This window comes from Ochrobactrum sp. WV_118_8 (assembly GCF_039631535.1).
GTDB classification, from domain to species: Bacteria; Pseudomonadota; Alphaproteobacteria; order Rhizobiales; family Rhizobiaceae; genus Brucella; species Brucella anthropi.
The window spans coordinates 513,089-525,574 of record NZ_JBDIUZ010000001.1 but is presented as its reverse complement, the minus strand read 5'-3'; the positions used below and the strand labels follow the sequence as shown (position 1 = coordinate 525,574).

Here is a 12,486-nt window from a genome sequence, read left to right as displayed (position 1 = left end):
ATAAGTTCCTTATGCCGCCAAGTCGGCAACCAGCGCGTCGAGCACCAGCGCACCATCTGGCGTTGCGCGAATGATGCTGCCGCTCATCGGCTCGATCATGCCTTCCGCGATCAGTTTCGCAAGTCGCTTTTCATCAACTGCATGGCCAGAAAGTCGCTCATAGCGGGCAAGATCGATGCCTTCGCGTAAACGCAAGCCCATCATCAGGAACTCGTCGCCTTCCTGTCCGCCATCGAGATATTCTTCTTCGATAATGCCGTGGCCATTGCGTTCGACCTTATCCAGCCAGGTTTCCGGATGTTTTTCGGTCATGGTGACGGTACGAATATCATTTTCCACGAAACGCCCATGTGCGCCGGGACCAATGCCGACATACTGCCCGTAACGCCAATAGACGAGATTGTGCTGTGACTCGCGCCCCGGCACCGCATGGTTGGAGATTTCATAGGCAGGAAGGCCGTGCTCTGCCGTGACCCTTTGCGTTTCCTCATAAAGCGCTGCGGCGTGATCCGGCTCGGGCGTCGTCAGCTTGCCAGCCTTCCAGAGATTATAGAACTGTGTGCCTTCCTCGATCGTCAGCTGATAGAGCGACAGATGATCGGCAGCAAGCCCGATGGCCTCTTTCAGTTCCTCCCGCCAGTCCTCGATTGTCTGGTTCGGGCGTGCATAGATCAGATCGAAGGACAGGCGCGGGAAAATCTCACGTGCCAACCGAATGGCCGCCTTGGCTTCCTCGACCGAATGCATGCGTCCGAGACGGCGCAAATCGGGATCGTTGAGTGCCTGAATGCCAAGCGACACGCGATTAACGCCTGCCGCGCGATAGCCGCGAAAACGGTCTGCCTCCACGCTGGTCGGATTGGCCTCCAGCGTCACCTCAATATCGGGCGCTACCGACCAATGGGACGCGATCCCATCGAGAAGTGCACCCACGGTTTCCGGCTGCATCAGCGACGGCGTGCCGCCGCCCAGGAATATGCTGGTGATCGTGCGTGGGCCGGTGCGCTCACGCAAGGTTTCCATCTCGCGAAGAAATGCTTCCGAAAAACGCGCCTGATCGACCGGCTTGTGACGAACATGGCTGTTGAAGTCACAATAAGGGCATTTGGCCAGACAGAATGGCCAATGCAGGTAAACGCCAAACGCATTTTCCCCATTTGCACGCGCGATTGGGATCGACCCGGCGGCATTTGCGCGAGCAGCATCTATTGCCTGCAAAGGGGGAAACAGCTTGTTCATTTTGCGGATGCTGGCTCCACATTAAGCACTTTTTCGGCGAAAAGCTTGAAAGCACGGGCACGGTGCGACAGGGCCGAAGCATCACCTGGCTTCCAGCCGTGCTTCTCATCGGCAGTCATTTCGCCGAAAGTCTTTTCATAGCCATCGGGCAGGAAAATCGGGTCGAAACCGAAACCCGTAGTGCCACGTGGCGGCCAGACAATCGCGCCCTCGACTTCGCCACGGAAATATTCAGCCTCCCCATCGGGCCAGGCAAGGCAGATGACCGATACGAAACGCGCCTTGCGCTGCTGTGGCGCAACGGCAGCCTTTTCTTGCAGCAGGTTCTCGACCTTCTGCATCGCCATGTCGAAATCGCGTGTGCCGTCTTCAGTCTCGGCCCAGTTTGCCGTGTAGACTCCCGGATCGCCATCGAGCGCATCGACCATCATGCCGGAATCGTCGGACAATGCAGGCAATCCGGTGGCCTCAGCCGCAGCAAGAGCCTTGATATAGGCGTTTTCCTCAAACGTGGTGCCGGTCTCGTCCGGCTCAGGCAGGCCAAGAGCGGCAACCGAACTGACTTCGAAGCCGAACGGACCGATCAGACCGTCGAACTCCTTCAGCTTGCCCGCATTGTGCGAAGCGACGATCAGCTTGCCCTGTTCCAGTTTTCTCATTTTCAGTTCCACAGTTTGGGTTCGGCAATCTCCAATGAATTGCCGGATGGATCACGGAAGTAGATCGAATGCGCACCATTCGGCCAGTCGAACTCGGCCTCGATTGCTATGCCATGTTTTGCCAGATGGTTGCGCCAGCGTTCCATCTCCTCGCGGCTTGCAGCAAAACATACATGGCCGGGACCGCTTGTGCCATGGGACGGCACGGGCAAGTGCTCTGGCAATGGCGGCTTCAATGTCTCTTCGGCCTTGAAGAGAAGCAATATGCCGTCGCCGCACCGGAAAAATGCGTTGCGCTCGCTGACTTTCCCAACCGGCTCCAGACCCATAATGCCGTGATAGAACTCTATAGCCTCCGCGACATCGCGGACATAGAGCGCGGTTTCAAGGATGCGTGCTGCGCGCATGGAAGAGGTCTCCTCGATATATGGAGCAGACCTCGTTCCTATCAGGCGACAGCCATCTTCTGCAAGGACACAAGGCGATCAATGCCGCCGCGAGCGAGCTTCATCAGATTGGCAAACTCTTCTTCCGAGAAAGGTGCACCTTCCGCCGTTCCCTGAATTTCAACAATTCCGCCCTTGCCGGTCATAACGAAATTGCTGTCGGTCTCGGCGACAGAGTCTTCGGCATAGTCGAGATCAAGCACCGGCTCGCCCTCATAGATGCCGCAAGAAATTGCCGCGATATGATCCTTCAGAACCTTCTCGACGCGCACCATCTGGCGTGCTTCCATCCAGCGCAGGCATTCATGAAGCGCTACCCAGCCGCCGGTGATGGCTGCCGTCCGCGTGCCGCCATCGGCCTGAATGACATCGCAATCTACCGTGATCTGTACTTCGCCAAGCGCCTGCATGTCCACGACGGCGCGCAAGGAGCGTCCGATCAGACGCTGGATTTCCTGCGTGCGTCCGCCCTGCTTACCGGCAGCGGCTTCGCGGCGCATGCGGTCGCCGGTCGAACGCGGCAGCATGCCGTATTCCGCCGTGACCCAGCCCTTGCCCGTATTGCGCATCCAGCCCGGCACCTTTTCCTCAAGGCTTGCGGTGCACAACACATGCGTATCGCCAAACTTGACGAGGCAGGAACCTTCGGCATGTTTGGAGATGCCGCGTTCGAAAGAAACGGCACGCATTTCGTCAGCCGCACGCTTGGATGGACGCATAGAAAATTCCTCGATTCATTTTTCCGGTGCGGCTTTTTAGGCTTCCCGGTCGCAAATAGAAAGCCATTCTGCCCGAAAAACCGTCAGAGATGTTGAGAGGCCTGTCACTATAGCCTAAAGGCTTTGACGCTTTGACTTGCGACCTTATATTTGGCGTATGCTATTTCTAGTGTGGCGAATCCGAAATTCGCATCACCTGGGAACAGCGCTGTGAACGAATTTCGGATTCAAAGCCACACTAGGGTTCGCGACCATATTATGATGAAAACGCCGGAACACCAGCTTTTGAGCTCGCTCGACCAGCGTTCGCGCGATATTTTCCGGCTGATTGTGGAAACCTATCTGAACGATGGCGATCCGCTTGGCTCGCGCAATCTCTCACGACTGCTGCCACACACGCTTTCACCTGCCACGATCCGCAATGTGATGAGCGATCTCGAGCATCTGGGTCTCATCTACGCACCGCATGTCTCAGCCGGGCGCCTGCCGACCCAGATCGGGCTACGCTTCTTTGTCGACGCGTTTCTCGAAGTGGGCGATCTGCCGCCGGAGGAACGCTCCTCCATTGAGGCGCAGGTTCGTTCCGCCGGTATGAACAATTCTGTCGAAAGCGTTCTGACCGAAGCAAGTCAGGTTCTTTCAGGTCTGTCGCGCGGCGCGGGCCTCGTGCTTGCCACCAAGGCGGAAGGTGCGCTGAAACACATCGAATTCGTTCGCCTCGAACCGACACGGGCACTGGCTGTTCTTGTCATGCAGAACGGCGATGTCGAAAACCGCGTCGTCAATCTGCCCGTCGGCATCAGCAATTCGCAGCTGGTCGAGGCATCGAACTTTCTCAACGCACACATCCATGGCCACACGCTTTCCGAAGCCAAAGCCGAATTGAAAAAGCTGACGGAAGAAACACGGCAGGAACTCGATCAGCTATCGCAGGAACTTGTTGCCCAAGGGCTGGCGGTCTGGAGCGGTGCCGGAACGGATCAACCGGCACGGCTGATTGTTCGCGGACGCGCCAATCTTCTGGAAAATATCCATGCGCAGGAAGACATCGAGCGCCTGCGCCATCTGTTCGATGATCTCGAAACCAAGGACGGCATGGTCCAGCTTCTCGATCTCGCGGAAGCCGGTTCGGGTGTCCGCATCTTCATTGGTTCGGAGAACAAGCTTTTCTCCCTTTCCGGCTCATCGCTGGTGGTCGCCCCCTATCGCGACAGCGAGCAAAGGGTTATTGGTGCTCTGGGAGTCATTGGGCCCACACGGCTCAACTATGCGCGGATCGTTCCCATGGTGGACTACACCGCTCAGATCGTTTCCCGGCTCCTGCGGTAACTGTGAGATTTGCCGGGACAAACCAAGTCCCTGAAAATAGACCTTGATTTTACTGGCATGAAACTCGATATCCGCCCCAGAAGATATTCAAGACGGAAGTAGCATTATGGCTGACGAAAAAAACAAATCCCAGAACCCCGATCTTGAGCAGCGCGACATCAACAATCCCCGGGATCGTGAGGCGCTGAACCGAGCTGCCGACGATTTTCTGAAAGCGCGCAAGGCTGAAGCTCGTGCGGAAGTTGCCGAGGATGAAGCTGAGGCGGCGGTAGATGAAACCGCAAACCGGATCGCGATGCTCGAAGCTGACAACAGCGAGCTGAAGGATCAGCTCCTGCGTGCTGCAGCCGAGATGGAAAACCTTCGCAAGCGCACCCAGCGCGATGTGCAAGATGCGCGCACCTATGCCGTGACCAACTTCGCTCGCGACATGCTGTCGGTCTCTGACAATCTCCGTCGCGCGCTCGACGCTATTCCTGCTGATGCTCTGGCGACCGATGCCAGCCTGAAGTCGCTCGCAGACGGCGTCGAAATGACCGAACGCGCCATGCTGCAGGCTCTGGAGCGTCACGGCGTCAAGAAACTTGAACCGGAAGGCGAGAAGTTCGATCCGAACTTCCATCAGGCCATGTTCGAAGTGCCTAATCCGGATTTGCCGAACAACACCGTCGTGCAGGTCGTGCAAGATGGTTACGCCATCGGCGACCGTGTTCTGCGCCCGGCCATGGTCGGTGTGTCCAAAGGCGGCCCGAAGGCGACTGCCGACAATGGCGCTTCCGAAGGCAATGGCTGATTATATCAGCAATAACGGATGAGTATTGGAGCGGCGGCTTTGTCTGCCGCTCTTTTCATATCTGCAGTCCAGTTTGCGATAAAGCGCATTTCGATCTGACTGGATCGGATCAGCGGTCTAACCTATTCTATTTTAATCATAATCTTATCGATCCTCGTTTCACTCCGGTCGGATTATGCTCTAAGGTGCATATTGCTATTGGCGCGAACCGGTGAAAAATTGTCACTGGAAGTGTGGAGGAGACCTGCAGCGTGACGATTCCTGAGTTTTTGAACTTCGCAGGCGTTTTCGTTTTCGCTGCGACCGGCGCTCTTGCAGCATCGCGACGCCAGCTCGACATCATCGGTTTTCTGTTCCTTGCCAATATCACCGGTATTGGCGGCGGAACGTTCCGCGATCTCGTCCTCGGCGCACCGGTTTTCTGGGTTGTCGAGCCGACTTATCTGCTGGCGGGTACGCTGGCGGCTATCTTTGTCTATTTCACCGCACACATGGTCGAATCGCGCTATCGCGTCCTGCTCTGGCTCGATGCCATTGGTATGGCCGCCTATACCGTAATAGGTGCAGCCAAGGGACTGGCGCTCGGTTTCGGACCATCCGTCGCCATTGTGACCGGCATTTCAACAGCCACTCTGGGCGGCATATTGCGCGATATGGTGGCGGGCGAGCCTTCCGTGCTAATGCGTCGCGAAATCTATGTCACGGCTTCGCTCGCCGGTGCGTGTCTCTATGTCCTGCTTGCCTGGTTGCAGGTCGAGCCAGCTATATGTGCGATTGCAGCGGCTCTGATCGCGTTTCTCATTCGCGGCGGCGCACTTTATTTCGGCTGGACATTGCCCGTCTATAAAAGCCGCCCCGGACGCACTGAAGAAGAGCTTCAGCGCGACCGGATCATCAGGCCGGAATAAATCTTAAACAAGGCCAGCCTGACCTGCAGCAGCCTGCAGGCTGAGCTGCGGACGCGGCCCCATCTGCTGGATAATAAGCCCCGCCGCCAATGAACCAAGACGGGCGCAATCTTCCAGTGAACGCTCGTTCGTATAACCGTAAAGGAAACCAGCTGCGTAGAGATCGCCTGCGCCGGTCGTATCGACCAGCGCGTCGATTTCAATGGCTGGGACGGTCAAGGTCTGGTCAGGTGTGACGACGACCGCACCTTTTTCCGAGCGGGTGATGATCGAAAGCGCGCAGTCCATGCGCATGGAGGCAATCGCCGTTTCAAGCGACTTCGTCTTATAGAGCGACTTGGCCTCATCCTCATTGGCGAAAACGATATCGACAGTGCGCGAGCGCATGAGTTCCAGAAACTCTTCGCGATACCGGTCGACACAGAACGGATCGGAAAGCGTCATCGCCATCTGGCGCTTCTTTTCGTGCGCGATCTTCGATGCCATGACGATGGCTTCCTTCGCGCGCGGCGGGTCCCACAGATAGCCTTCGAAATAGGTCACCTTCGCATCGGACACCTTGGAGGTTTCGACATCTTCCGGTCCGAGTTCCACGCAGGCACCGAGATAGGTGTTCATCGAGCGTTCGCCATCCGGCGTCACGAAAATCATGGAGCGAGCAGTCGGCGATCCCTTTTCCAGCGGACGGGTGTCGAATGCAACGCCTTGCGCGCGGATATCATGCGCGAAAACACGGCCCAGGTGATCGGTCGCAACCTTGCCGAAATAGGCTGAGCGTCCGCCAAGGCTTGCCACACCTGCTGCGGTATTTCCGGCACTGCCACCCGACATTTCTGTTGCCGGACCCGCAATCCGGCCATAGAGCAATTCAGCACGCTCTGCATCGATCAGGTTCATCGCGCCTTTGACGATTCCATTCGTTTCCAGAAAAGAGTCATCAGTGCGCGAAAGAATATCGACAATGGCATTGCCGATGCAAAGAACGTCGAATGTGGCCATGAGCGCGAGAAGCTCCCCTTTTAATTAGTCTCCTATCCGGCAAAACAGATCGTCATCGGAAAAGTCGCTATGCATTTTTCCGCGACATGCGTTGGGCCGGATATGCGGCAGTCATGTGGGTGCCGGTTTAGCGGTTTGAAACACCTTTGGCTACCCTGCAAGCCTCCCGCATTGTGGGTAGTGCAGCTTGCGCCAAGATGAAGGCATACCTATTTCCATCTTCGTCCACAGTCGGAATTGGGTCGAAAATGATCTTAGATGCTGCATTGAAAGCTCTGAAACGCCTGACCACGCCAGAATTGCGTGCAGTTTTCTGGAAGACCCTCGGTTTGACGCTGTTGCTGCTGATCGGTCTTTGGGCGGCAGTTCGTCAAATCTTTTTTACTTTTGCCTGGCCGTGGATGGAGCAGATACTGCCCGGCATGCCGGAATGGGCAGGCTGGCTCGGCATTGTTGCAGCCATTGTCGCAGGCCTTGGTCTGGCGCTTGTTCTCGCATTGATGATCGCACCTGTCACTGCACTTGTGGCAGGTCTCTTTCTCGATGACGTCGCCGAAGTGGTCGAACGCGAAGACTATCCGAACGATCCACCCGGTACGCCTTTGCCGACCGGCCGCTCTATCGTTGTTTCGCTGAAATTCCTCGGTATCGTCATCCTCGGCAACATCGTCGCCCTGTTCATGCTGTTCATACCCGGCGTCAATCTGATCGCCTTCTTCGTCATCAATGCCTATCTGCTCGGGCGGGAATTCTTCGAGTTTGCCGCTATGCGTTATCATTCCGAAGCCGAGGCCAAGGCGCTACGGTCGCATTATAGCGTAACCGTCTTTCTGGCCGGGCTGCTGATTGCAGGCTTCATGGCTATCCCCATCGTCAATCTGCTGACACCGCTTTTCGCGGCAACGATGATGGTCCATCTGCACAAGGCTGTCTCGCAACGCGAAGCCCGGCTCACGCCTGCGGTGGCAAGGGGATAAGCGGCGCAGGAATGTCGCAGGTTTTCGCCGGATATTTGCAGATATCGGCAATCACACATTTCTCGCATTCCGGCTTGCGCGCCTTGCACACGTAACGCCCATGCAAGATCAGCCAGTGATGCGCATGAAGCATATATTCTGCGGGGATGACCCGAACGAGGATGGCTTCCACGGCCTCTGGCGTTTTTCCCGGCGCAAGACCAATCCGATTGCCGATACGCAGGATATGCGTGTCCACCGCCATTGTCGGCTGGCCGAAAGCCATATTCAGCACCACATTGGCAGTCTTGCGGCCAACACCCGGCAGCTTTACCAGTTCGTCCCGGTCCCCCGGCACTTCTCCGCCATGATCGCGGATTAAGGCTTCGGACAGGAGAATGACGTTCTTTGCCTTGTTCCGCCAAAGACCAATGGTGCGAATGTGGTCGCCGACTTTCTCTTCGCCCAGCGCCAGCATTTTCTGCGGCGTATCGGCAATTGCGAAGAGCCCGCGCGTCGCCTTGTTGACCCCGGCATCGGTGGCCTGCGCCGACAAAACCACAGCAACAAGAAGCGTAAAAGCATTCACATGCTCAAGCTCGCCCTTCGGCTCCGGTCTCTGAATGGAGAAACGGCGAAATATCTCATGGATTTCATCGGCCGTATAAAGCGTACCACGCACCCGACGTTGAGGGCGGGTGGCGGCAGAAACGTTCACAGGCGATTTGATTTTGGCCTTTTCCATTCCGTCTCTATAATAGTTTCTTGATCGACAAAACAATCAGCAGCTTGCCGCAGGCCAGTATAGGCCGGGACAATCTGCCAGACGGCCTGAATGCTATGCATCACCCAGACGGCGCAGAACCTGACCGGTTCGACGAACCCATTTTCGAAGCTCTCCTCACCCCCTATCGTTCACTGGGACGTACGGGCTTCACCATATTGATGAGCGCTCTGATCAGCTGCTGGATGTTCGTCGGTATTCTTTTCTGGTCCATCGGCGCATGGCCGATCTTCGGATTTTTCGGTCTCGATGTACTGCTGATCTATCTGGCTTTTCGCTGGAATTACCGGTCTGCTCGCGCGCGTGAGGAAATCTCCGTGTCCCGCTCTGCCCTGCATATTCGCAAATATGCAGCGTCCGGTAAGATGACTGCGCATCGTTTCAATCCATTCTGGACGCGATTCAAGGTTGCCCGAAAGCCGGATATCGGAATTACCGGTATGAGCATCGAAAGCCGTGAAGCGAGTGTCGTGATCGGAAACTTCCTCTCCCCGGATGATCGCGAAAGCTTTGCGACAGCTTTCGGCGCAGCGCTTTCAGAAGCACGACGATAGCAACACCCTAGGGTCAGGACCTATTAATTTGATGGAAATGGCACCTGAAATGACAAGGGCTGCTAGGAGAGACGCGAAGAACGGGGTGGTTTCCCCGGTCAAGCGGTTCGACGCAGCAGATCGCCAGTCATTTCGGTGTCCAGAGGATGTGGTCCATCCACCCGGCTACTTTGTCGAAAAAGCTCGAAAATGAACCACATTTCCTTCGCCTTTTCTCCTCGTATCCGAATGGATGGCCTCACACCATTTTCACCAGATTAATAGGTCCTGACCCTAATATTGCCGGGTATCCTGAACCTCTCCTTCGTTTTAAGTTGAAACGAAGGAATCCGGATTGGCCCTTGAAGTCAGGCTTTTCACAAGCCATATCAGTTAGCGAGGAGACACGCCGTAAGGGTTCTCTTCATAACGGTCGCTTCTCATCAAGGACTGATGCAATGACAAGAATGACACCGTTTTCGAGCCCTTTGCTGCTCGGATTCGACACGATGGAAAAAACGCTGGAACGGATCGCAAAATCCGGCGACGGTTATCCGCCCTACAATATTGAACGCCTGCGCGGCGAGACGGGTTCCGAACGTCTGCGCATCACTTTGGCGGTGGCCGGTTTTGCCAGCGAAGACCTCGAAGTCATGACGGAAGACAATCAGCTCGTCATCCGCGGACGCCAGACCGACGATACCGAACGGGAATTTCTGCATCGTGGCATCGCTGCCCGACAGTTCCAGCGCGTTTTCGTCCTGGCAGACGGTATGCGGGTTCTCGGTTGCGACCTGAAAAACGGCCTTTTGGCCATCGATCTCGACCGCCCCGAACCCGAACGGCTGGTTAAACGAATCAGCATAGCGGTGAAAGACTGAGCTTGTTCAGTTTTTGTTCAGCACAATACCGCTATATTGAGAATGTGAAGCTCTGATGCGGCATGGTCGCAAATGACATGCCGACGAAATGGAGGCTAAGACCATGAACAGACATATATTCACCGAAAATGAATTCGCCCATCTCGGCGAAGGTGAAGTTGCCTATGTGCGCAAGATCCGTTCAGATGACCTTGCCCGCAGCTTCCCTGCCCTCCCACCGATAGAGCCGGGCCTTGAACTCTGGGCGCTTTTTGGCGCCAGCGGCGAGCCAATCGTGCTCTCCGATGTCCGCGCCACCGCGCTACAAGGCGCGCAAGACCATGAACTGCGCACGGTAATGCTGCACTAAGGATAGACGCGATACCGGCCATCGCCGGTATCGCGCTTCCGTATGAAATCAGTACGGAAGATCGTGGCGTATACAAATGCCGCAAGTCGTCTTGAGGCAGAAGAAATATGCTTCTGCTCGGACTGTTTTTTCCTTCCCTGCCAATTCGTTTCTGCGAGCAAACAAACAAAACCGCCGTTCAAGCCGAACGGCGGTTTTGTCTACGAGAAACTATTTGAACTCAGGCGGCGTTGGAAGCAGGCTGAGCTGTCAGGAATGAATAGAGCGCCTGCGCGTCATGTGTGCCGCGCAATTTGGCAACCGTATCGGCATCGCGCAGCATACGGGCGATACGCGAGAGTGCCTTCAGGTGATCCGCGCCGGCGTTCTCCGGCGCGAGAAGCAGAAAAACAAGATCGACGGGTTGATCGTCCAGCGCCTCGAAATCGACCGGGGTTTCCAGACGAGCGAAGATTCCGGCTATTTTGTTGATGTTCGCCAGCTTGCCGTGCGGAATGGCAACGCCATTGCCCACCCCGGTAGAGCCGAGGCGCTCACGCTGGAGAATTGTTTCGAAAACTTCACGCTCAGGGAGACCGGTCAGTTCCGCAGCCTTTTCAGACAGAATCTGCAAAAGCTGTTTTTTGGAGCTGGCTTTCAGCGCCGGGATAATCGCCCCAGGCTGAATCAGATCACTAAGATCCATTCTCTCCGTTCCTTCTTCAATCAGGCCTTTGCGGCCCGGTTTTGGGAAGCGCACGCGGCCGCCTAATCGCGATCTGCTGCGTGCGCTTCAGGTTTGCCGTCAGGCGCGTGGCGCGGCCTGGCGGGTGACCATCGATGGATCGACCCAGCCGATATTGCCGTCCGCGCGACGGTAGACGATGTTAACTTCATCATTGCCGGCATTGCGGAATACCAGAACCGGGTTCTCGATCAGATCCAGTTCCACGACCGCCGACGCCACCGACATGGTGCGCAGGGCGACGGACGATTCCGCAACAATTGTCGGCGCGTAATCCGCCGGAAGATCCTCCTCTTCCTCCGACAGCGGTGCCATAACACGATATGCAACGTCATCATAGATCGCATCTGGCTGCGTAGCCGGGCGCGATTTCAGACGACGCTTATAGCGGCGAAGGCGGGTTTCGATCTTGTCCGCGGCCGCTTCAAAAGCCAGCTGCGGATCCTGCGCGTCGCCAGTGCTTTGCAGAGTTGCACCACTATCGAGGTGCAAGGTGCAATCCGCACTGTAACGCGAACCGGACTTGGTGACCGTAACCTGTCCGGAAAAGCCATGATCGAAATATTTGCCGACTGCTTCATTCACCCGATCAATGATCCGGGTTGTGAAAGCTTCACCGACGTCCATATGCTTTCCAGATACACGCAGAGTCATTTGGCACACCTCATTTGCGTTACACCACAGGACTCAGTCTAATCACAAGGCGAGCGAAGCGCAAAGCGAACCAGCATCAAAGATGCTTTTCGTCCTGTGCGTTTTCCAACTAAATTCATGGTGCATGCACGCTTGCCAGGCGCGCTTTCCGATGAGGCGTTGAAACACCTTCCGAAAAGCCGTCGAAGTCGTGACTGCTCCAATCAATAGCCCCTTTACGGGATGGTTGCCGCACATTGCTCTTTTAAGTAACGCCCCAGTAGCTGGTCCGTTGCCCGGATTTTTCCGGCCCGGTTTTCCCGGCCCGATTTTCCCGGAACGCCACATTGCCCTTCCTTCAAACATATGGACAACCGCAATTTCTTCCAGAAATTACAGCGATATTATCGGACGTTGTCTGCAAAACGCATTCGGCGGAAACGTCCAACCCATGTCTTCATCCCCAAACCGGTTCTACTTTGAGGAGACATGCTTCAATTCTGATTTGGCGTATTTTCGATCGTAGAAACACAA

The 12,486-nt window shown here is 55.9% G+C and carries 15 protein-coding genes; 7 read left to right on the top strand and 8 right to left on the bottom strand.

What is annotated here, in order from left to right; all coding sequences use genetic code 11:
* Positions 1-9 precede the first annotated feature (9 nt).
* The 4 genes from hemW to rph are packed head-to-tail and all read right to left on the bottom strand — an operon-like array spanning position 10 to position 3,063.
* Positions 10-1,239 carry a radical SAM family heme chaperone HemW gene (gene hemW / locus ABDF71_RS02470; RefSeq protein ID WP_151614929.1) on the bottom strand — a complete coding sequence of 410 codons (1,230 nt, stop codon included), beginning with the start codon at positions 1,237-1,239 and terminating at the stop codon, positions 10-12.
* The gene (rdgB, locus tag ABDF71_RS02465; RefSeq protein ID WP_010658017.1) at positions 1,236-1,898 is read right to left on the bottom strand and encodes an RdgB/HAM1 family non-canonical purine NTP pyrophosphatase; all 663 of its coding nucleotides are present in this window, start codon (positions 1,896-1,898) and stop codon (positions 1,236-1,238) included. The genes hemW and rdgB overlap by 4 nt, the downstream gene beginning before the upstream one ends.
* A 2-nt stretch (positions 1,899-1,900) precedes the next feature.
* Positions 1,901-2,305, bottom strand: coding sequence for a VOC family protein (locus tag ABDF71_RS02460; RefSeq protein WP_010658016.1), 405 nt, complete (start codon positions 2,303-2,305; stop codon positions 1,901-1,903).
* Between the two features lie 41 nt (positions 2,306-2,346).
* A complete protein-coding gene (gene rph, locus ABDF71_RS02455; RefSeq protein WP_010658015.1) occupies positions 2,347-3,063 on the bottom strand; it encodes a ribonuclease PH in 717 nt (238 codons plus the stop codon).
* 258 nt (positions 3,064-3,321) lie between these two features.
* Here rph and hrcA point away from each other — a divergent pair, with 258 nt between their 5' ends.
* The 3 genes from hrcA to ABDF71_RS02440 all read left to right on the top strand — a co-directional run bounded on the left by hrcA (position 3,322) and on the right by ABDF71_RS02440 (position 6,093).
* Positions 3,322-4,392 (top strand): heat-inducible transcriptional repressor HrcA, encoded by a 1,071-nt coding sequence (gene hrcA / locus ABDF71_RS02450; protein WP_010658014.1) that lies wholly within the window; start codon positions 3,322-3,324, stop codon positions 4,390-4,392.
* A 106-nt stretch (positions 4,393-4,498) separates the two neighbouring features.
* Complete coding sequence (grpE, locus tag ABDF71_RS02445) at positions 4,499-5,185, top strand: nucleotide exchange factor GrpE (protein WP_151614928.1); 687 nt, start codon at positions 4,499-4,501, stop codon at positions 5,183-5,185.
* Positions 5,186-5,436: 251 nt separating this feature from the next.
* Positions 5,437-6,093: a trimeric intracellular cation channel family protein gene (locus ABDF71_RS02440; protein WP_151614927.1), complete on the top strand. Its 657-nt coding sequence runs from the start codon at positions 5,437-5,439 to the stop codon at positions 6,091-6,093.
* 3 nt (positions 6,094-6,096) lie between these two features.
* On the opposite strand, the gene ABDF71_RS02435 is transcribed toward ABDF71_RS02440, so the two are convergent.
* Positions 6,097-7,092, bottom strand: coding sequence for an adenosine kinase (locus ABDF71_RS02435; RefSeq protein WP_010658011.1), 996 nt, complete (start codon positions 7,090-7,092; stop codon positions 6,097-6,099).
* Between the two features lie 248 nt (positions 7,093-7,340).
* Between ABDF71_RS02435 and ABDF71_RS02430 the strand changes: the two genes are divergently transcribed.
* Entirely contained in the window at positions 7,341-8,069 is a 729-nt protein-coding gene (locus tag ABDF71_RS02430) for a sulfate transporter family protein (protein ID WP_010658010.1), read from the top strand.
* Here the strand turns inward: ABDF71_RS02430 and nth are convergent.
* On the bottom strand, positions 8,044-8,793 hold the full coding sequence (gene nth, locus ABDF71_RS02425) for an endonuclease III (RefSeq protein ID WP_010658009.1): 750 nt from the start codon (positions 8,791-8,793) through the stop codon (positions 8,044-8,046). The genes ABDF71_RS02430 and nth overlap by 26 nt on opposite strands.
* Positions 8,794-8,888: 95 nt before the next feature.
* On the opposite strand from nth, the gene ABDF71_RS02420 reads away from it, so the two are divergent.
* The 3 genes from ABDF71_RS02420 to ABDF71_RS02410 all read left to right on the top strand — a co-directional run bounded on the left by ABDF71_RS02420 (position 8,889) and on the right by ABDF71_RS02410 (position 10,595).
* Complete coding sequence (locus tag ABDF71_RS02420; protein ID WP_151615033.1) at positions 8,889-9,386, top strand: DUF2244 domain-containing protein; 498 nt, start codon at positions 8,889-8,891, stop codon at positions 9,384-9,386.
* 437 nt (positions 9,387-9,823) lie between these two features.
* Positions 9,824-10,246 carry an Hsp20 family protein gene (locus tag ABDF71_RS02415; protein WP_010658007.1) on the top strand — a complete coding sequence of 141 codons (423 nt, stop codon included), beginning with the start codon at positions 9,824-9,826 and terminating at the stop codon, positions 10,244-10,246.
* A gap of 103 nt (positions 10,247-10,349) precedes the next feature.
* Positions 10,350-10,595 carry a BQ00720 family protein gene (locus ABDF71_RS02410; protein WP_010658006.1) on the top strand — a complete coding sequence of 82 codons (246 nt, stop codon included), beginning with the start codon at positions 10,350-10,352 and terminating at the stop codon, positions 10,593-10,595.
* A gap of 220 nt (positions 10,596-10,815) precedes the next feature.
* Here the strand turns inward: ABDF71_RS02410 and ptsN are convergent, their stop codons facing one another.
* On the bottom strand, positions 10,816-11,280 hold the full coding sequence (ptsN, locus tag ABDF71_RS02405; RefSeq protein WP_006465889.1) for a PTS IIA-like nitrogen regulatory protein PtsN: 465 nt from the start codon (positions 11,278-11,280) through the stop codon (positions 10,816-10,818).
* A gap of 99 nt (positions 11,281-11,379) precedes the next feature.
* The gene (gene hpf / locus ABDF71_RS02400; protein ID WP_010658005.1) at positions 11,380-11,973 is read right to left on the bottom strand and encodes a ribosome hibernation-promoting factor, HPF/YfiA family; all 594 of its coding nucleotides are present in this window, start codon (positions 11,971-11,973) and stop codon (positions 11,380-11,382) included.
* Positions 11,974-12,486 lie beyond the last annotated feature (513 nt).

Excerpts from the sequence above, each read along its gene's own strand:
- hemW (WP_151614929.1), bottom strand. The coding sequence starts at position 1,239 with ATGAACAAGCTGTTTCCCCCTTTGCAGGCAATAGATGCTGCTCGCGCA.
- rdgB (WP_010658017.1), bottom strand. The coding sequence starts at position 1,898 with ATGAGAAAACTGGAACAGGGCAAGCTGATCGTCGCTTCGCACAATGCG.
- ABDF71_RS02460 (WP_010658016.1), bottom strand. The coding sequence starts at position 2,305 with ATGCGCGCAGCACGCATCCTTGAAACCGCGCTCTATGTCCGCGATGTC.
- rph (WP_010658015.1), bottom strand. The coding sequence starts at position 3,063 with ATGCGTCCATCCAAGCGTGCGGCTGACGAAATGCGTGCCGTTTCTTTC.
- hrcA (WP_010658014.1), top strand. The coding sequence starts at position 3,322 with ATGATGAAAACGCCGGAACACCAGCTTTTGAGCTCGCTCGACCAGCGT.
- grpE (WP_151614928.1), top strand. The coding sequence starts at position 4,499 with ATGGCTGACGAAAAAAACAAATCCCAGAACCCCGATCTTGAGCAGCGC.
- ABDF71_RS02435 (WP_010658011.1), bottom strand. The coding sequence starts at position 7,092 with ATGGCCACATTCGACGTTCTTTGCATCGGCAATGCCATTGTCGATATT.
- ABDF71_RS02430 (WP_010658010.1), top strand. The coding sequence starts at position 7,341 with ATGATCTTAGATGCTGCATTGAAAGCTCTGAAACGCCTGACCACGCCA.
- nth (WP_010658009.1), bottom strand. The coding sequence starts at position 8,793 with ATGGAAAAGGCCAAAATCAAATCGCCTGTGAACGTTTCTGCCGCCACC.
- ABDF71_RS02420 (WP_151615033.1), top strand. The coding sequence starts at position 8,889 with ATGCATCACCCAGACGGCGCAGAACCTGACCGGTTCGACGAACCCATT.
- ABDF71_RS02415 (WP_010658007.1), top strand. The coding sequence starts at position 9,824 with ATGACAAGAATGACACCGTTTTCGAGCCCTTTGCTGCTCGGATTCGAC.
- ABDF71_RS02410 (WP_010658006.1), top strand. The coding sequence starts at position 10,350 with ATGAACAGACATATATTCACCGAAAATGAATTCGCCCATCTCGGCGAA.
- ptsN (WP_006465889.1), bottom strand. The coding sequence starts at position 11,280 with ATGGATCTTAGTGATCTGATTCAGCCTGGGGCGATTATCCCGGCGCTG.
- hpf (WP_010658005.1), bottom strand. The coding sequence starts at position 11,973 with ATGACTCTGCGTGTATCTGGAAAGCATATGGACGTCGGTGAAGCTTTC.